The sequence below is a fragment of the Peterkaempfera podocarpi genome, assembly GCF_042466665.1.
GTDB classification, from domain to species: domain Bacteria; phylum Actinomycetota; class Actinomycetes; order Streptomycetales; family Streptomycetaceae; genus Peterkaempfera; species Peterkaempfera podocarpi.
Genome location: NZ_CP162102.1, coordinates 5,409,831 through 5,426,062 on the forward strand (window position 1 = coordinate 5,409,831; position 16,232 = coordinate 5,426,062).

A 16,232-nucleotide genomic window follows, 5' to 3' on the forward strand; every position below is an offset into this window, starting at 1 on the left:
CGGGGGAGCGTAGGCGGACTTTAGCGCGGCGCGGTCCGGAATCCGCGACGGCTCTGTAACAGCGGCCGGGATCCGGATAGGCGCCCTCGGCCGCTGGGGATCGTGTGGGCCATGACCTTCCAGATCCCCTCCCCGACCCCGTCCCTCGACGAACTGGCCCGCCGCCAGTGCAACGTGGTGACAGCCAGTCAACTGCGCTCCCGCGGGGTGCCCGCCCGTACCGTCACCGAGCACTGCCGTCCCGGCGGCCCCTGGCAGCGGCTGCTGCCGAGAGTGTTCCTGCTCCAGCCCGGCACTCCCGCCCCCGAGCAGCGGATCTGGGCGGCGCTGCTGTACGCGGCGCAGAACGGCATGATCGAGCGGCGTGGCACACCGGTGGTCACCGGCGGCGCCGCGCTGGCCCTGTACGGGTTCGCCTCGGTGCCCGGACTGCGGTCGTTCCGGGGGGTGGATGTGCTGGTGCCGCGCCAGCGGCGGCTGCGGGACGCGGGCGAGGTCCGCATCCTGCGCACCGAGCGGGCGCTGGAGAGCCGGTTGGTGCGAGGCCTCGCCTGCGCCCCGATGGCACGGGCGGTGGCCGATGCGCTGGCCGTGCCGGAGGGGCTGCCCAGTCCCGCGGTGGTGCGCGATCTGCTGCGGGAGGCGGTCGCGGACCGCGGCTGCCCGGTGCGGGAGCTGGTGGTGGAACTGCGTGAGGCCGGACTGCTGGAGCTGACCCCCGTCAGGGCCGCGCTGGACGAGGTGCTGGCCGCCGGCCGTGAGAGGGCGATGGAGCGGCTGGGCGAGCTGCTGGACGGCTGGCTGCTGCCGCGACCGGTGTGCGGGGTGGAGCTGCGGATGCGCGGGGGGACCTTTGTGGCGGTGCCGGACGTCTTCTGGCCGGAGCGGGGCGTGGCCGTGGAGCTGGACTCCGATGTGCGCTGTGTGAGCGAGGGGGAGTCGGCCTGGGTGCGCGGCGGTCAGCACCGCATGGAGTACCTGGGGGTGCGGGTGGTGTACCTCGCGTCGGAGCGTCTGGCCGCCGAACCGGAGTCGGTGGGGCGGGAGCTGCGGGCGGCGCTGGCGGCGGGCGGGATGGATCCGGTGCCGCTGATGGTGCATCACGACTGAGCGGGTGCCGCTGGTCGAGTGATCGCACCTAATGGACCGTTAGTTACACAATTCAACTGGTTAACGTCCAAGGTTATGGACGACATCACTCCGCCTGTACACAGCATCGGGAAGCCGGGGATGTCGCGGCGACGCTTCATCGCCGGCATGGCCACCGCCGCCTCGGCGCTGGCCGGCGCCTCCGGCATCGCCCTGTCGCAGGGGACCGCACGGGCGGCCGGCAACCGGCTGCCGCTACCCGAGCTGCTGGTGCCCACGCAGCAGGGCGGAGTCACGGTCTTCGCGATGCAGGCCGCCTTCGGCACCCATGAGCTGCTGCCCGGGGTCAGCTCCGACACCGCCGGGTTCAACGGCTCCTACCTCGGCCCGACCCTGCGGGTGCGCAACGGCCAGCGGGTCCGCTTCGAGGTCACCAACGGGCTCGACGAGGAGCTGGCGGTGCACTGGCACGGCGCCCATGTGCCGCCCGAGGACGACGGCGGGGTGCATGCCGCCTTCGGCCCGGGAAAGGTCTGGAAGCCCGAGTTCACCGTCAAGCAGCAGGCCGCCACGCTGTGGTACCACCCCCACACCATGGGGATCACCGCACGTCAGGTCGCCATGGGCCTGGCCGGGATGCTGATTGTCGAGGACGATTCCGCGGCGTCCAAGGCCCTGCCCAGCAGCTATGGGACCGACGACATCCCGGTGATCATGCAGAGCGTCGCAGTGGGGTCCGACGGCGGCATCCGGTATGCGTCGCACAGCTTCTCCGAAGCCGGTATGGCCTTCCCCGTGGTGGTCAACGGGGTGGCGGTGGAGAGCGACCCGCTGACCTTCACCGCCGACACCGGGCGGGTGCGGCTGCGGCTGCTCAACGCCTCGCTCTCGGAGACCCTCACCGTCCGCCGGATCGACGGCACCCGGCTCACCCAGGTGGCCACCGAGTCGGCGTTCCTCACCCGGCCCGTCGAGGTGGACGAGGTGCGGATGCCTGCGGGGTGCCGGGCGGAGGTCGTCGTCGACGTCACCCGGGAGACCGTACTTGAGGTCGCCGTGGAGACCGGGGTGGGGCGCCGCCGCAACAGCCGCCAGTCCTTCCTCACCCTGCTGCCCGGCTCCGGCGGCAGCCGGACGACGCCGCTGCCGTCCAGGCTGAACACCATCAACCGCTACAACGTCGCCCACCTCAAGCCGCGGGTCATCGCGCTGACGGAGACGGGCGGGGTCCTGGGCATCAACGGAGTCTCGGGCACCACCATGAAGGCCATGGACTCCCATGAGATCGTGGTGCGCGAGGGGGATCTGGAGCTGTGGGAAGTGGTCAACCGGTCACCCCGGAACCACTCCTTCCATGTCCACGATGTGCCCTTCCAGGTGATCTCCGTCAACGGCCGGGTGCCCACCGGCGTGGACCTCGGCTGGCGCGACACCATCGCCGTCCACCGCGGCGCGACCGTGCGCATCGCGATGCGCTTCACCGACTACGCCTCGGAGAAGTACACCTACATGCTGCACTGCCACATGGCGGAGCACGAGGACCTGGGGATGATGACCTCGCTGAAGGTCCGGCCGCGCTGAGCGCACCGGGCCGCCGGCGGCCGGCTCAGCCCGCAGCCACCACCGGGGTGCCGCTGAGGGTGACACCGGCCGCCTGCAGCTCCTCCAGGGCGCGCTCGGTGGTCTCCTTGGCCACCCCCGCGGTCAGGTCCAGCAGCACCCGGGTACGGAAGCCCTCCCGGGCCGCATCCAGCGCGGTGGCCCGGACGCAGTGGTCGGTGGCGATACCGACCACGTCCACCTCCTCGACGCCGCGTGAGCGCAGCCACACGGCCAGCCCCACGCCGTTCTCGTCCCGGCCCTCGAAACCGCTGTACGCGCCCGAGTGGGCACCCTTGTCGAAGACCGCGTCGACCGCGCCGGAGATCACCGAGGGGGCGAAGTTGGGGTGGAAGCCCACCCCCTCGGTGCCGGCCATGCAGTGCACCGGCCAGGTGTGGACATAGTCGGGGTGGTCGGAGAAGTGGGCGCCCGGGTCGAGGTGGTTGTCCCGGGTGGCGACCACATGGGCGTAGCCGGCCGCGCTCTCCGCGACCAGATCGGTGATAGCCGCCGCGACCTCGGCTCCGCCGGAGACCGCGAGGCTGCCTCCCTCGCAGAAGTCGTTCTGCACATCGACGACGATCAGTGCGCGGTGCATGGGTCCTCGCTTACGGGACGGGGCCTGGGGGGAGGGGGCCGGGGGAGTGGGGGAGCGCGTGGATCAGGGTGCGGATCAGGGTGCGGATCAGGGTGATGGACAGAGCCTAGGGAGCGCGGACGGCCTGCGGGAGGGGGCGTGGATTCCTGTTACATGCGCCCCGTCCGGGCCCTGCCGCGCCACTCTGCTCGACGCTCAGGCCCCCGCGTGACCCGACCGGGACACCACCTCGGTGGGCAGCACCGGCTCGCCCCGGGACAGCTGCGTCGCCGACAGCGGCAGCTGCGCCCGGGCCGCGGTATGCCGGTCGCGGGCGGCGGACAGCGGCTCCCGGCCCACCACCTCGCCGGTGCGGATCAGCGGCACCTGGACCAGCCGGCCGGTCAGGTCGTGCGGCACCGGACCCGTGCCCACCACCTCGGCCTCGGCCACCCCGTCCGCGTCCAGCCGCCGCGCCGCCCACTTGCGGCCGCCACGGCTGGACTTGGCGCCGGCGGACCGCTTGGCGACCGGCACCAGCACGGCGTCCCGGTCGGCCGAGGAGGCGCGGGCGACCAGCTTGTAGACCATCGCGCAGGTGGGGTGCCCGCTGCCGGTCACCAGCGAGGTGCCCACCCCGTAGACGTCCACCGGCGCCGAGGCCAGCGCCGCGATGGCGTACTCGTCCAGATCGGAGGTGACCAGGATCCGGGTCTCCTTGGCCCCCAGCTCGTCCAGCTGGCGGCGCACCCGGTGGGCCAGCATCAGCAGGTCGCCGGAGTCGATCCGGACCGCCCCCAGCGAGGGGCCGGCCACATCCACCGCGGTGCGCACCGCCTCCGCCAGGTCGTAGGTGTCCACCAGCAGCGTGGTCCCGCGACCCATGGAGGCCACCTGGGCGGTGAAGGCGTCCCGCTCGCTGTCGTGCAGCAGGGTGAAGGCATGGGCGCTGGTGCCGCCCGTGGGGATGCCGTAGCGGAAGCCGGCCTCCAGGTCGGAGGTGGAGCCGAAGCCCGCCACATAGGCGGCCCGGGCGGCCGCGGCGGCGCTCAGCTCATGGGTGCGCCGGGCGCCCATCTCGATGCACGGGCGGCCGTCCGCGGCGGCGGTCATCCGGGAGGCCGCCGCGGCGATCGCCGAGTCATGGTTGAGGATGGACAGCACCACGGTCTCCAGCACCACCGCCTCCGCGAAGGAGCCCTCCACAGTGAGGATCGGTGATCCGGGGAAGTAGACCTCGCCCTCGGGGTACCCGCTGACATCGCCGCGGAACCGGTAGGCGGCCAGCCAGGCCAGCGTGGCGTCGTCCACCACGTCGTGGTCGGACAGCCAGTCGAGCCGGGCGGTGTCGAAGCGGAAGGACTCGATGGCGTCCAGTACCCGGCCGGTGCCGCCCACCACGCCGTAGCGGCGGCCCTCGGGCAGCCGGCGGGTGAAGACCTCGAACACCGAGCGGCGCTGCGCAGCCCCGCTGCGCAGCGCGGCCTGCAGCATGGTGAGCTCGTAGTGGTCGGTGAGCAACGCGGTGGAGGGCGCGCGGTCGGCGCCGGATGCGTCCATGACGTCCATACCGGTGATGCTACCCCCTTAACGTCAGTTTGACGATTTCCGTGCGGGGGTGAGCCGGAATCGCAACGGGAGCGGCCGGATGGCAGCATGGATCCTGTGGGGACGCGCCCGCCGGGCGCACACGCAAGGGAGTGAAGGGGACGCGCCAGTGAGCGTCGCGCCGGCCGAGATCGAGCGCACCGAGTCGGAGTCCGCCTCCGAGGCGGTCCCCAGTCCCGACACCCCCTGGGTGACGATCGTGCACAACGACCCCGTCAACCTGATGAGCTATGTGGTGTACGTCTTCCAGTCCTACTTCGGCTACCCCAAGGACAAGGCCCGGAAGCTGATGCTGGACGTGCACCACAAGGGCCGGGCGGTGGTCTCCAGCGGCACCCGCGAGGAGATGGAACGCGACGTGCAGGCGATGCACGGCTACGGGCTGTGGGCCACCCTCAGCCAGGACAGGTAGAGATGGCAGGACTGTTCGAGACGGCCCCCGGCGGCGGCGCGGCGATCGCGCTGGACGAGGTGGAGGTCTCCATTCTCCGCAGCTTCGCCGTGCAGATGCTGGAGCTGATCGGCCCCGGCCCGGCCGAGAGCGCCGACAGCGACCCGCTGGCCGCACTCTTCGCCGAGGGGCCCTCCGCGCCGCCCGACGACCCGGCGCTGGCGCGGCTCTTCCCGGACGCCTACGGGGAGCCGGCCAAGGAGCCCGACCAGGAGCAGCTTGCCGCCTCCGCCGAGTTCCGCCGCTACACCGAACTCGACCTGCGGGCCCGCAAGCGCGACGACGCGCTCGCCGTGGTGCGCTGCCTGGACGGGCTGTCCGACGCCGGCGGCGGTACGGGCGGTGTGCTGCGGCTGGACGCCGACCAGTGCCGCAACTGGCTGGGTGCCCTCAACGACCTGCGGCTGACCCTGGGCGCCCGGCTGGAGGTCACCGACGACAGCGAGGACGACCGCCTCTACCGGCTTCCCGACGACGACCCGGCCAAGCCCATGGTGATGGCCTACCTCTGGCTCGGCGCCATGCAGGAGTCGCTGATCGAGGCACTCCTCGGCTGACCCCCGGCGCCCCATGGCCGCCTCGTCCGCATGCTGGACGGGCGAGGCGCAGAACCCGTGCACAACGGGTGAATCATCCCTCTCCAGGCTCAAATTCCGCTCAGTTCGATACCGGTATCTGGGCAGCCGGTGATACGACTGCACCCCATGTCAGGAAAGAACCAGCCAGACGAGGGCTACGAGCGCGGGCTCGGCAGCCGCCAGATCCAGATGATCGCCATCGGCGGGGCCATCGGCACCGGGCTCTTCCTCGGCGCCGGAACCGCCATCCACAAGGCCGGCCCCAGCCTGGTGATCTCCTATGCGGTCGCCGGCGTCGTCGTCTTCTGCATCATGCGCGCCCTCGGCGAACTGCTCACCTACCGGCCCGTCTCCGGCTCCTTCTCCGAGTACGCCCGCGAGTTCCTCGGCCCCTTCGCCGGCTTCGTCACCGGCTGGACGTACTGGCTGATGTGGGTCGTCACCGGCATGGCGGAGGTCACCGCAGCCGCCGTCTACATCCACTACTGGGCACCCGCGGTGCCCCAGTGGATCAGCGCGCTGCTCTTCCTGGTGGTCCTCTACACCGCCAACCTGATCTCGGTGAAGCTCTTCGGGGAGATCGAGTTCTGGTTCTCCCTGATCAAGGTCACGGCCATCCTCGGCATGATCCTGATCGGCATCGGCGTCCTCACCCTGGGCTTCAGCAAGGCCGGCGACACCGCCTCGGTCACCCATCTCTGGGCGGACGGCGGGCTGTTCCCCAACGGCGTCGGCTCCACCCTGATGACCCTGCAGATCGTGATGTTCGCCTACCTCGGCGTCGAACTCGTCGGCGTCACCGCGGGCGAGAGCGAGAACCCCGAGAAGACCCTCCCCAGGGCCATCAACACCCTCCCGCTGCGGATCGGCATCTTCTACATCGGCGCCCTGCTGGTCATCCTCTCCCTGGTGGTGTGGAGCGAGTTCCAGCCGGGCGCCTCCCCCTTCGTCGCCGCCTTCAGCAAGATCGGCATCCCGGCCGCCGGCGGCATCGTCAACTTCGTGGTGCTCACCGCGGCGCTCTCCTCCTGCAACTCCGGCATGTACTCCACCGGCCGGATGCTGCGCAACCTCGCCCTCAAGGGCCAGGCCCCCGGCGTGGTCACCCGCCTCAACGCCCGCCGCACCCCGGCCGCCGCCATCACCGTCTCCGCCCTGCTGATGTGCATCGGCGTGATCCTCAACTACACCGCCCCCGCCAAGGCCTTCACCTATGTCACCTCGGTGGCCACCGTGGCCGGCATCTGGACCTGGGCGGTGATCCTGGTCTGCCAGCTCCGCTACCGCACCGCCTACCGCGCCGGCCGGCTCCCCGAACCGACCTTCAGGGCCCCCGGGGCCCCGTGGTCCAGCTGGTTCGCGCTGGCCTTCCTGGCGCTGGTGACCGTGCTGATCGGCTGGGACGCCGACGCCCGGGTCTCCCTCTACGTCTTCCCCGTCTGGGCACTGCTGCTGACCGTGGGCTACCTCGTGCTCCGGCGCCGCAACCCCGACGCGGTCGCCACCCCGCAGGACCCGCAGCCCGAGGCGCTCAGCGGGGCCTGACCCCCGCCCGGCCCGTCCCTCCGGCCCTCCCGTCCAGCGCGGGCGGGAGGGCCGGGCCGCGCAGGGCCCCGCTTATCCTGAGCCGCATGCTGACCATCACCCGAGAGCTGCACGACGCGATCGTGGCCCACGCCCGCTCCGACCACCCCGACGAGGCCTGCGGAGTCGTCGCCGGACCCGCCGGCAGCGGCCGTCCCGAGCGGTTCATCCCCATGCTCAACGCCGCGCGCTCGCCCACCTTCTACGAATTCGACTCCGGTGACCTGCTGAAGCTCTACCGGGAGATGGACGACCGCGACGAGGAGCCGGTGGTGATCTACCACTCCCACACCGCCACCGAGGCGTATCCCTCGCGCACCGACGTCTCCTACGCCTCCGAACCGGGCGCCCACTACGTCCTGGTCTCCACCGCGGAGTGCGGCAACGACGAGGGGTCCTTCCAGTTCCGCTCGTTCCGCATCGTGGACGGCGAGATCAGCGAGGAAGACGTCCAGCTGGTCGACGCCTACCAGGACTGACCCCCGAAGCGCAGGACGACGGGCCCCGCAGAGAAGGAATCCCGACATGCGAGACGCATCCATCCGCACCCTGGGACGGGCATCCCGTAAGGGCACCGGGAATCGATACGATGAGCGCATGCGTTCCGTCGATGTGAGCACCAAGGCCCCGGGCGTCCGCCTCGTGGCGCGGCTGCACATCGACCTGTGCCGCCTCGCCGACGGGGTCTGTCGCCGCACCCGTCCCTGACCGGCCGCACCTCCCCGCGGGGCCACGCGCCCCGCCCCCCAAGTCCTTCCTGCACGCGCCCGACGGCGCCCACCCACTCCTCAGGAGCGCAGCCATGGCCATCGAGGTCCGCATCCCGACGATCCTCCGCACCTACACCGACGGCCAGAAGGCCGTCGAGGGCAGCGGACAGACCCTGGACGCCCTCTTCGCCGACCTGGACTCCCGCCACCCCGGCCTCCGCGACCGCCTCGTGGACGGCGGCGAGCTGCGCCGCTTCGTCAACGTCTACCTGAACGACGAGGACGTCCGCTTCCTGGACGGCATCTCCACCGGTGTCGCCGACGGCGACAGCATCACCATCCTCCCGGCCGTCGCCGGCGGCGCGCGCTGATGCGCTACGACACCCCCCTCGAGGCCGTCGGCAACACCCCGCTGGTCGGGTTGCCGAGGATCTCCGCCGCCGTCCCCGGAAACGACTCCGGGGGCGTGCGGCTCTGGGCCAAGCTGGAGGACCGCAACCCCACCGGCTCCATCAAGGACCGGCCCGCCCTCCACATGATCGAGCGCGCCGAGGCCGACGGCCGGCTCACCCCGGGCTGCACCATCCTCGAGCCCACCAGTGGCAACACCGGCATCTCCCTCGCCATGGCGGCCAAGCTCAAGGGCTACCGCATGGTCTGCGTCATGCCCGAGAACACCAGCTCGGAGCGGCGCGAACTGCTCACCATGTGGGGCGCGGAGATCATCTCCTCCCCGGCCGCGGGCGGCTCCAACACCGCGGTCCGGGTCGCCAAGGAGATCGCGGCGGAACACCCCGACTGGGTGATGCTCTACCAGTACGGCAACCCCGACAACGCCGGCGCGCACTACGCCACCACCGGGCCCGAGATCCTCGCGGACCTGCCGACCGTCACCCACTTCGTCGCCGGACTCGGCACCACCGGCACCCTCATGGGCGTCGGCCGCTACCTGCGGGAGAAGGTGCCCGGCGTGCAGATCGTCGCCGCCGAACCCCGCTACGACGACCTGGTCTACGGGCTGCGCAACCTGGACGAGGGCTTTGTGCCCGAGCTCTACGACGCCTCGGTGCTCACCACCCGCTTCAGCGTCGGCTCCCAGGACGCCGTGGTCCGCACCCGCGAACTGCTCCAGTCGGAGGGCATCTTCGCCGGGGTCTCCACCGGGGCGATCCTGCACGCCGCGATCGGCGTCGGCCGCAAGGCCGCCCGGGCCGGCGAGCGGGCCGACATCGTCTTCGTGGTCGCCGACGGCGGCTGGAAGTACCTCTCCACCGGCATCTACACCGCCCCGACCACCGAGGCGGCAGTGGAGGCCCTCCAGGGCCAGCTCTGGGCCTGACGCCAGTTCTGGGCCCGACCGCCCGCACCTCCCCGGCCGTGCGTCACGGCCGGGGCGGGACCGGCCGCACGGCCGGTCCCGCAGCTGCGCGGCGGGCCGCACCGCCATCCCGCCCCGGTCCTGGCGGGTGGTTGCATTGCTGCGCCGGACCGTTCGCTGTGGCAATGCTCCCGTACCGTCACAGAACGGACACAGCAGCCTGTCCGCAGGCCCGGATCTGCTGAGCCGCCCCACCCTGCCGGTGGAGGTGGTGCCCATGAGCCGCAGCGGCAACGGCCCGGAGCTGTGGTCGTACCAGGAGATCGCCCGCCACATCGGCGTGCGCCCCGAGACGGTCCGCTCCTACCGCCGCCACGGCATCCTCCCCGACCCGGATGCGGTGGACCCCGCGGGACGTCCCCGCTGGTACCCGGACACCGTCCGGGAATGGAGCCGCCGCCGACCGGGCAGCCGAAAAGTGTGAACACCCCACGCCCGCCGACCGCTCGTCCTGGTGATTCCGGACACAACGCGGCACGTGGGCGGGGGCAGAGTGCCGCCCCGCCCTTACTCTCGACCACGACTCGCGATGACAGCAGCACCGGCAGGGACGCCGCCCAGCCGGTACGAGCCGGTGCGGAGGGGCGCGGTATGGACCTGACCGTGGTGGGGTGTTCGGGCAGTTTCCCGTCACCCGACTCGCCCTGTTCGTCCTACCTGCTGGAAGCCGACGGCTTCCGGGTCGTGATCGACCTGGGCAACGGCGCCCTCGGCGCGCTGCAGAAGTACTGCGGCCTCTACGACGTGGACGCGGTCCTGCTCAGCCATCTGCACGCCGACCACTGCATCGACATGTGCGCCTACTGGGTGGCCCGCAACTACCGCATCGGCGGCTGCCCCGACCCACTGCCCGTCTACGGACCGCAGGGCACCGCCGAGCGGCTGGCCCGCGCCTACGACATGGACGAGCAGCCGGGCATGAAGGAGGTCTTCGACTTCCGCACCCTCACCCCCGGCTCCTTCGAGCTGGGGCCGCTGAAGGTCACCGCCGCCCCGGTGGCCCACCCCGTGGAGGCGTACGGCCTGCGGCTGGAGCACCGCGGCCGGGCCATGGCCTACTCCGGGGACACCGGGCCCTGTGCCGAGCTCACCGAGCTGGCCCGCGGCGCCGACCTCTTCCTCTGCGAGGCGTCCTTCACGGACGGCAAGGAGGACATCCCCGACCTCCACCTCAACGGGCGGGAGGCGGGCCGGATCGCCGCCGAGGCGGGAGTCGGGCGGCTGGTGCTCACCCACATCCCGCCGTGGACCGACACCGAGCGGAACCTCGCCGACGCCAGGGCCGAGTTCGACGGCCCCGTCGAGGCGGCCAGGGCCGGAGCCGTCCACCACATCTGAGCCGGGCCCGCAACGCCGAAAAGGGCCGGTACGTCCGTACCCGACCCTGCCTCCGCAGTCGGCCCGCGCCTCCGGGCTGGGCCGGCTCCTCCGGATTCGGCCCGCGCCTCCAGGCCCGAGCCTCCGGATTCGGACTGACCCGGCCCGGTCAGGGCTTGGAGGCGTCCTCCAGTTCCTCGTCGGGCTCCCTGCCCGGTGTCGGCAGGTCGAATCTGGTGATCGCAAAGCGGAACACCGCGTAGTAGACCACGCCGAAACAGAGGCCGATAGGGATGATCAGCCAGGGTCTGCTCGCATAGTGCCAGTTCAGCACATAGTCGATGGCGCCGGCTGAGAAGGTGAAGCCATGGTGCACTCCCAGCAGCCAGGTGACCGCCAGCGACAGCGCCGTCAGCACCGCATGGATGCCGTACAGCGCCGGCGCGATGAACATGAAGGAGAACTCGATCGGCTCGGTGATGCCCGTCATGAAGGAGGTCAGCGCCAGCGACAGCATCATCCCGGTCACCTGCGCCCGGCGCTCCGGCCTGGCGCAGTGCGCGATGGCCAGGGCGGCCGCCGGCAGGCCGAACATCATGATCGGGAAGAAGCCGCCCATGAACTGCCCGGCCGTCGGGTCCCCGGCGAAGAACCGGTTGAGGTCCCCGTGGACCACCTTCCCGGTGGCGTCATGGAAGTCGCCGACCTGCTGCCAGAAGAAGGTGTTGACGAACTGGTGCATACCGATCGGCAGCAGCAGCCGGTTCACCAGCCCGAAGAGCCCCGCGCCGCCGGCGCCCAGCCCGATGATCCAGCCGCTGGCGGTGTCCAGACCCGAGCCGATCGGCCCCCAGAGCAGCCCGAACGCCATCCCCAGGAGAGTGCCGACGAACGCCATCACCATCGGCACCAGCCGTCGGCCGTTGAAGAAACCCAGCCAGTTCACCAGCCGCTTGCGGTGATAGCGCTGCCAGAAAACCGCACTCAGCAGCCCCACCGTGATGCCGCCCAGCACCCCCGGGTCCTGCGGTCTGCCCGCAGGATCGGGAAAGACGGTCAGCACATTGTGGAAGACCAGATAGCCCACCAGCGCCGCCAGTGCGGTCGAGCCGTCCGACTTCTTGGCGAAGCCGATGGCGATACCCACGCAGAACAGCAGCGGCAGATTGTCGAAGATCGCCCCGCCCGCCGTCTCCGAGACCCGGGCCACCGTGTCCCAGTGCAGCCCCGCCGGACCGAAGACGTCGTCCTTGCCCAGGCGCAGCAGAATGCCCGCGGCAGGCAGCACGGCGATGGGCAGCTGCAGGCTGCGGCCGATCTTCTGCAGACCCTGGAAGAGGCCGGAGCCGGACCTCTTGGCCGGCGGCGCTGCCTGCGCGGTCGTCGTGCTCATGGGTGATCCTCACACGGGGCCAACTGGTCTACACCAATATGGGTAGACCAGGTTTCTAGCACGGCCCCGCACACCCCAGGAACCCCCGCCAAAGCCGCAGGCGGGAAGCGCCGCCAAATCGATACCCTGCTGCATAAATGGGCGACCGGACCCCCGGGGAATCCTCCGTCCCCAGCGCCCCCACCGCAACCCGAACACGACACACCCCCACGTTTGGCCACCGGCCCACGGCTGGTGTAGACCAACTCCTGAGACGCTGCCTCCCCCACGGAGAACCACATGGCCACCAAGGCTGAGAAGATCGTCGCCGGTCTCGGCGGCATCGAGAACATCGAAGAGATCGAAGGCTGCATCACCCGCCTGCGCGCCGAGGTCAACAACGCCTCCCTCGTCGACGAAACCGCCCTCAAAGCCGCCGGCGCCCACGGCGTCGTCCAGATGGGCAACGCCATCCAGGTCGTCGTCGGCACCGACGCCGACCCCATCGCCGCCGAAATCGAAGACATGATGTAGGACACCCAACACGCCGGACGACTCGACTACGCTCGTCCGCTATGTCACGCATCGACGGCCGCACCCCCGACCAGCTCCGCCCCATCACCATCGAAAGGGGCTGGAGCAAGCACGCCGAAGGCTCCGTCCTCGTCTCCTTCGGCGACACCCGTGTGCTGTGCACCGCCAGCGTCACCGAAGGCGTACCCCGCTGGCGCAAGGGCAGCGGCGAAGGCTGGGTCACCGCCGAGTACTCCATGCTCCCCCGCGCCACCAACACCCGCGGCGACCGCGAATCCGTCCGCGGCAAGATCGGCGGCCGCACCCACGAGATCAGCCGCCTCATCGGCCGCTCCCTCCGCGCCGTCATCGACCACCGCGCCCTCGCCGAGAACACCATCGTCCTCGACTGCGACGTCCTCCAGGCCGACGGCGGCACCCGCACCGCCGCCATCACCGGCGCCTACGTCGCCCTCGTCGACGCCGTCGACTGGGCCCGCCAGAAGAAGATCCTCCGCGCCAAGGGCCAGCCCATCACCGGCACCGTCAGCGCCGTCAGCGTCGGCATCATCGACGGCACCCCCATGCTCGACCTCTGCTACGAGGAAGACGTCCGGGCCGAGACCGACATGAACATCGTCTGCACCGGCGACGGCCGCTTCGTCGAGGTCCAGGGCACCGCCGAAGGCGCCCCCTTCGACCGCTCCCTCCTCGACCAGCTCCTCGACCTCGGCACCCTGGGTTGCGCCGAACTCGACCAGATCCAGCGCAAGGCCCTCGAAGCCTGACCCGCCACCGGCGGCGCCCGCCCCTCCGTACGGAACCAGCGGGCGCCACCGGAGCATCACCCGTGAGGACGGCGCACCCGGCACCCGCGGCAGCGGGCCCTCCACGCCCACCACCCAACGGCAGCCAGGCGCCGCCGGCTGCCCCGGGCGAGGCCGCCGATGTCTGCATCCCGGGGAAACCCCAGGGATAATCACTGCCCATGAACACCCAGCGCCTCGTCCTCGCCACCCGCAACCGGCACAAGGTCACCGAACTCCACGCCATCCTCACCGAGGCCGGCCTGGACGTGGAACTGGTCGGCGCCGACGCCTACCCCGAGATCCCGGACGTCCCCGAGACCGGCGTCACCTTCGCAGAGAATGCCCTGCTCAAGGCCCACGCCCTGGCCCGCGCCACCGGCCTGCCCGCCGTGGCCGACGACTCCGGCCTCTGCGTCGACGTCCTCGGCGGCGCCCCCGGCATCTTCTCCGCCCGCTGGTCCGGCAAGCACGGCGACGACCAGGCCAACCTCGACCTGCTGCTCGCCCAGCTCTCCGACATCGCCGAACCCCACCGCGCCGCCCACTTCGCCTGCGCCGCAGCCCTGGCCCTGCCCGACGGCACCGAGCACGTCGTCGAAGGCCGCCTCCCGGGCACTCTGCGCAGCGCCCCCGCCGGCGCGCACGGATTCGGCTACGACCCGATCCTCCAGCCCGACGGCGAGACCCGCACCTGCGCCGAGCTCACCCCCGCGGAGAAGAACGCCATCAGCCACCGGGGCGTGGCCTTCCGCGCCCTGGCCCCGGTCGTGAAGCAGTTCCTGGGCTGAGAAAGCACCGAGGGGTCGGGCAGAAGCCCGACCCCTCAAGCGGTCACAATCGATTGTGGCGCCGACCGGATTCGAACCGGCCCTGTCAAGATCCTAAGTCTTGTGTCTCCTACCAGCTGGACTACGGCGCCACAGTGAGCTTACCGCGAGGCGACTGCCGTAGGGGTGGGCTCCTTCCGCTTGTTGCGACCGCAGTACGTCGGTGTGATCGCGTGACAGTTGGGGCACAGCAGGCGCAGATTGCCGGCGCGGTTGTCCAGCCAGTCGCCGTTGATGTGGTCGACCTCCAGGGCCAGTGCGTGGCCCAGCCACTCCGGCGGATTGCCGCACATGGCACATGTGTCGGAGCGTCCGATGTGCACAAGCATCCTGCGAAGGCGCCCGCCGGGCGTGCGATGGCTTCCGGCCGGCAGCTTGACGAGCACCTCTTCGGGAGTTCGCCGCGGGCCGAGTCGCCTGCCGCGGTTGTGCACCCGGCCGGTGAAGTGCGACGTGTCGATGCCGTGGGCCCGCAAACTGGCCTTCACCAGACGGTGTGACGTGGTGGACTCGGTCAGACTCAGGGCACGGACCACTCCCACGATGCTGAGCTGCTCGGATGCCACCTCTGCCAGCCGGGCCGCAGGGATCACTCCGCCCGGGAAGCTGCGGCTCGGGCTTTCACGGCGGGCGAAGTGGGATGTGTCGATCCCGAAGTGAGCCAGGCGCTTCCTGAGGTACGAGTACGCGCTGTCATAGGGCTCGACACCCATGTACCGCAGCATCGAACTGATGCTGTTGCCGGCCGCAGCGGCCTCGGCCAGCACCTCCCGGGTGTAGGTGCGGCGGCCGTAATCGGGCCGGGCCCTGGCGTCGAAGTGCGAGGTGTCGATCCCGTAGAACTTCAGCCGCTTGCTGAGGTAGCTGTGCGTTCCCCCCGCCATCGGCACCCCCAGGCGCCGCATCATGTCGTTGACGCTGGCGGACTGGGCGGCCAGCTCGGTGAGAAGTTCGCGGGTGTACTTGACCGGTCCGGACATGGGGATCCCCTCCCTGCCGGGCGGAGGGGGGTGACCGCAGCGGGACCCCTGATTCGCCCTGGCACCAGTGATTCGTCGCATGCGGTCGCATCGGCGGCCGTCGCACTGGAGAACGATGAGAGGGCGTTGGGGTCACGGGGTCCGGACGGGAGATTGGTTGAGACCTGTTGACATGGTCCATACCAATCCGGGACAGTCCTGAGCGATGGTGGCGGCGGGTCCTGTCGGGGGGCTCGCCGTCACCATCGCGCGTCGGCGGGGGTCAGACGCCGAGGTCCTTGATGAGCTTGGCGACATGGCCGGTGGCCCGGACGTTGTAGAGGGCGCGCTCGACCTTGCCCTGCTCGTCCACGATCACGGTGGAGCGGATGACTCCGGTGACGGTCCTGCCGTACATGGTCTTCTCGCCGAAGGCGCCGTAGGCGGTCAGGGTCTCCTTGTCCGGGTCGGCGAGCAGGGTGACCCGCAGGCTCTCCTTGTCGCGGAACTTCCCGAGCTTCTCCGGCTTGTCCGGGGAGATGCCGATGACGTCGTAGCCGGCGCCGGCCAGCAGGTCGAGGTTGTCGGTGAAGTCACAGGCCTGCTTGGTGCAGCCCGGGGTGAGGGCGGCGGGGTAGAAGTAGACGATCACCTTGCGGCCCAGGTGGTCGGCGAGGGAGATGCGCTTGCCGTCGGCGTCGGACAGGGTGAAGGCCGGGGCGGTGTCGCCGGGCTGGAGTCGCTCGCTCACGGGGGATTTCTCCTCGAGGTGGGATGCGGCCGTGCTATCAGGAAAGGTACTCCGAAGGCGGGGTGCCGCTGAGCAGCGTGTCACCCGGCCTGACAGACTGTTCACCA

General features: G+C 70.8%; 18 protein-coding genes and 1 tRNA gene. 13 read left to right on the forward strand and 6 right to left on the reverse strand.

Annotation, left to right across the window (positions count from 1 at the left end):
• Positions 1-111 precede the first annotated feature (111 nt).
• Together AB0761_RS23815 and AB0761_RS23820 are read left to right on the forward strand one after the other, a co-directional pair.
• A complete protein-coding gene (locus tag AB0761_RS23815) occupies positions 112-1,110 on the forward strand; it encodes a hypothetical protein (protein WP_377271171.1) in 999 nt (332 codons plus the stop codon).
• Between the two features lie 120 nt (positions 1,111-1,230).
• Positions 1,231-2,670, forward strand: coding sequence for a multicopper oxidase family protein (locus AB0761_RS23820; protein WP_377271172.1), 1,440 nt, complete (start codon positions 1,231-1,233; stop codon positions 2,668-2,670).
• A 25-nt stretch (positions 2,671-2,695) separates the two neighbouring features.
• On the opposite strand, the gene AB0761_RS23825 is transcribed toward AB0761_RS23820, so the two are convergent.
• Together AB0761_RS23825 and AB0761_RS23830 are read right to left on the reverse strand one after the other, a co-directional pair.
• On the reverse strand, positions 2,696-3,289 hold the full coding sequence (locus AB0761_RS23825) for a nicotinamidase (protein ID WP_377271173.1): 594 nt from the start codon (positions 3,287-3,289) through the stop codon (positions 2,696-2,698).
• 195 nt (positions 3,290-3,484) lie between these two features.
• Positions 3,485-4,828, reverse strand: coding sequence for a nicotinate phosphoribosyltransferase (locus AB0761_RS23830; RefSeq protein ID WP_377274286.1), 1,344 nt, complete (start codon positions 4,826-4,828; stop codon positions 3,485-3,487).
• A gap of 157 nt (positions 4,829-4,985) precedes the next feature.
• Here AB0761_RS23830 and clpS point away from each other — a divergent pair, with 157 nt between their 5' ends.
• From clpS to AB0761_RS23870, 8 genes are all read left to right on the forward strand, one after another.
• Positions 4,986-5,288 (forward strand): ATP-dependent Clp protease adapter ClpS, encoded by a 303-nt coding sequence (gene clpS, locus AB0761_RS23835; RefSeq protein WP_055590775.1) that lies wholly within the window; start codon positions 4,986-4,988, stop codon positions 5,286-5,288.
• Between the two features lie 2 nt (positions 5,289-5,290).
• On the forward strand, positions 5,291-5,884 hold the full coding sequence (locus AB0761_RS23840) for a DUF2017 domain-containing protein (RefSeq protein ID WP_377271174.1): 594 nt from the start codon (positions 5,291-5,293) through the stop codon (positions 5,882-5,884).
• A gap of 147 nt (positions 5,885-6,031) precedes the next feature.
• A complete protein-coding gene (locus tag AB0761_RS23845) occupies positions 6,032-7,450 on the forward strand; it encodes an amino acid permease (RefSeq protein WP_377271175.1) in 1,419 nt (472 codons plus the stop codon).
• Positions 7,451-7,536: 86 nt separating this feature from the next.
• Positions 7,537-7,968, forward strand: a complete 432-nt coding sequence (locus AB0761_RS23850) for a Mov34/MPN/PAD-1 family protein (protein WP_377271176.1) — start codon at positions 7,537-7,539, stop codon at positions 7,966-7,968.
• Positions 7,969-8,291: 323 nt separating this feature from the next.
• Positions 8,292-8,570 (forward strand): MoaD/ThiS family protein, encoded by a 279-nt coding sequence (locus AB0761_RS23855; RefSeq protein WP_377271178.1) that lies wholly within the window; start codon positions 8,292-8,294, stop codon positions 8,568-8,570.
• The gene (locus AB0761_RS23860; protein WP_377271179.1) at positions 8,570-9,538 is read left to right on the forward strand and encodes a PLP-dependent cysteine synthase family protein; all 969 of its coding nucleotides are present in this window, start codon (positions 8,570-8,572) and stop codon (positions 9,536-9,538) included. The genes AB0761_RS23855 and AB0761_RS23860 overlap by 1 nt, the downstream gene beginning before the upstream one ends.
• Before the next feature lie 256 nt (positions 9,539-9,794).
• Positions 9,795-10,001, forward strand: coding sequence for a MarR family transcriptional regulator (locus AB0761_RS23865; RefSeq protein WP_377271180.1), 207 nt, complete (start codon positions 9,795-9,797; stop codon positions 9,999-10,001).
• 167 nt (positions 10,002-10,168) lie between these two features.
• Positions 10,169-10,915 (forward strand): MBL fold metallo-hydrolase, encoded by a 747-nt coding sequence (locus AB0761_RS23870; RefSeq protein ID WP_377271181.1) that lies wholly within the window; start codon positions 10,169-10,171, stop codon positions 10,913-10,915.
• A gap of 148 nt (positions 10,916-11,063) precedes the next feature.
• On the opposite strand, the gene AB0761_RS23875 is transcribed toward AB0761_RS23870, so the two are convergent.
• Positions 11,064-12,287, reverse strand: a complete 1,224-nt coding sequence (locus AB0761_RS23875; RefSeq protein WP_377271182.1) for a PTS transporter subunit EIIC — start codon at positions 12,285-12,287, stop codon at positions 11,064-11,066.
• Between the two features lie 279 nt (positions 12,288-12,566).
• On the opposite strand from AB0761_RS23875, the gene AB0761_RS23880 reads away from it, so the two are divergent.
• The 3 genes from AB0761_RS23880 (at position 12,567) to rdgB (ending at position 14,376) form a co-directional block, all read left to right on the forward strand.
• Entirely contained in the window at positions 12,567-12,800 is a 234-nt protein-coding gene (locus AB0761_RS23880) for a glucose PTS transporter subunit EIIB (protein ID WP_377271183.1), read from the forward strand.
• A 41-nt stretch (positions 12,801-12,841) separates the two neighbouring features.
• The gene (gene rph, locus AB0761_RS23885) at positions 12,842-13,567 is read left to right on the forward strand and encodes a ribonuclease PH (RefSeq protein ID WP_377271184.1); all 726 of its coding nucleotides are present in this window, start codon (positions 12,842-12,844) and stop codon (positions 13,565-13,567) included.
• A 200-nt stretch (positions 13,568-13,767) separates the two neighbouring features.
• Complete coding sequence (gene rdgB, locus AB0761_RS23890) at positions 13,768-14,376, forward strand: RdgB/HAM1 family non-canonical purine NTP pyrophosphatase (protein WP_377271185.1); 609 nt, start codon at positions 13,768-13,770, stop codon at positions 14,374-14,376.
• Positions 14,377-14,432: 56 nt separating this feature from the next.
• Here rdgB and AB0761_RS23895 read toward each other — a convergent pair.
• The 3 genes from AB0761_RS23895 to bcp form a co-directional block, all read right to left on the reverse strand.
• Positions 14,433-14,507 (reverse strand) — tRNA-Leu (locus tag AB0761_RS23895).
• 9 nt (positions 14,508-14,516) lie between these two features.
• On the reverse strand, positions 14,517-15,395 hold the full coding sequence (locus AB0761_RS23900) for an HNH endonuclease (protein WP_377271186.1): 879 nt from the start codon (positions 15,393-15,395) through the stop codon (positions 14,517-14,519).
• Between the two features lie 262 nt (positions 15,396-15,657).
• Positions 15,658-16,125: a thioredoxin-dependent thiol peroxidase gene (bcp, locus tag AB0761_RS23905; protein WP_377271188.1), complete on the reverse strand. Its 468-nt coding sequence runs from the start codon at positions 16,123-16,125 to the stop codon at positions 15,658-15,660.
• Between the last annotated feature and the right edge of the window lie 107 nt (positions 16,126-16,232).

Coding starts and splice junctions, on each gene's coding strand:
- AB0761_RS23880 (WP_377271183.1), top strand. CDS start 12,567: ATGGCCACCAAGGCTGAGAAGATCGTCGCCGGTCTCGGCGGCATCGAG.
- AB0761_RS23850 (WP_377271176.1), top strand. CDS start 7,537: ATGCTGACCATCACCCGAGAGCTGCACGACGCGATCGTGGCCCACGCC.
- rdgB (WP_377271185.1), top strand. CDS start 13,768: ATGAACACCCAGCGCCTCGTCCTCGCCACCCGCAACCGGCACAAGGTC.
- AB0761_RS23845 (WP_377271175.1), top strand. CDS start 6,032: ATGTCAGGAAAGAACCAGCCAGACGAGGGCTACGAGCGCGGGCTCGGC.
- AB0761_RS23870 (WP_377271181.1), top strand. CDS start 10,169: ATGGACCTGACCGTGGTGGGGTGTTCGGGCAGTTTCCCGTCACCCGAC.
- AB0761_RS23830 (WP_377274286.1), bottom strand. CDS start 4,828: ATGGACGCATCCGGCGCCGACCGCGCGCCCTCCACCGCGTTGCTCACC.
- AB0761_RS23865 (WP_377271180.1), top strand. CDS start 9,795: ATGAGCCGCAGCGGCAACGGCCCGGAGCTGTGGTCGTACCAGGAGATC.
- AB0761_RS23875 (WP_377271182.1), bottom strand. CDS start 12,287: ATGAGCACGACGACCGCGCAGGCAGCGCCGCCGGCCAAGAGGTCCGGC.
- AB0761_RS23815 (WP_377271171.1), top strand. CDS start 112: ATGACCTTCCAGATCCCCTCCCCGACCCCGTCCCTCGACGAACTGGCC.
- AB0761_RS23825 (WP_377271173.1), bottom strand. CDS start 3,289: ATGCACCGCGCACTGATCGTCGTCGATGTGCAGAACGACTTCTGCGAG.
- AB0761_RS23900 (WP_377271186.1), bottom strand. CDS start 15,395: ATGTCCGGACCGGTCAAGTACACCCGCGAACTTCTCACCGAGCTGGCC.
- AB0761_RS23860 (WP_377271179.1), top strand. CDS start 8,570: ATGCGCTACGACACCCCCCTCGAGGCCGTCGGCAACACCCCGCTGGTC.
- rph (WP_377271184.1), top strand. CDS start 12,842: ATGTCACGCATCGACGGCCGCACCCCCGACCAGCTCCGCCCCATCACC.
- AB0761_RS23855 (WP_377271178.1), top strand. CDS start 8,292: ATGGCCATCGAGGTCCGCATCCCGACGATCCTCCGCACCTACACCGAC.
- AB0761_RS23840 (WP_377271174.1), top strand. CDS start 5,291: ATGGCAGGACTGTTCGAGACGGCCCCCGGCGGCGGCGCGGCGATCGCG.
- AB0761_RS23820 (WP_377271172.1), top strand. CDS start 1,231: ATGTCGCGGCGACGCTTCATCGCCGGCATGGCCACCGCCGCCTCGGCG.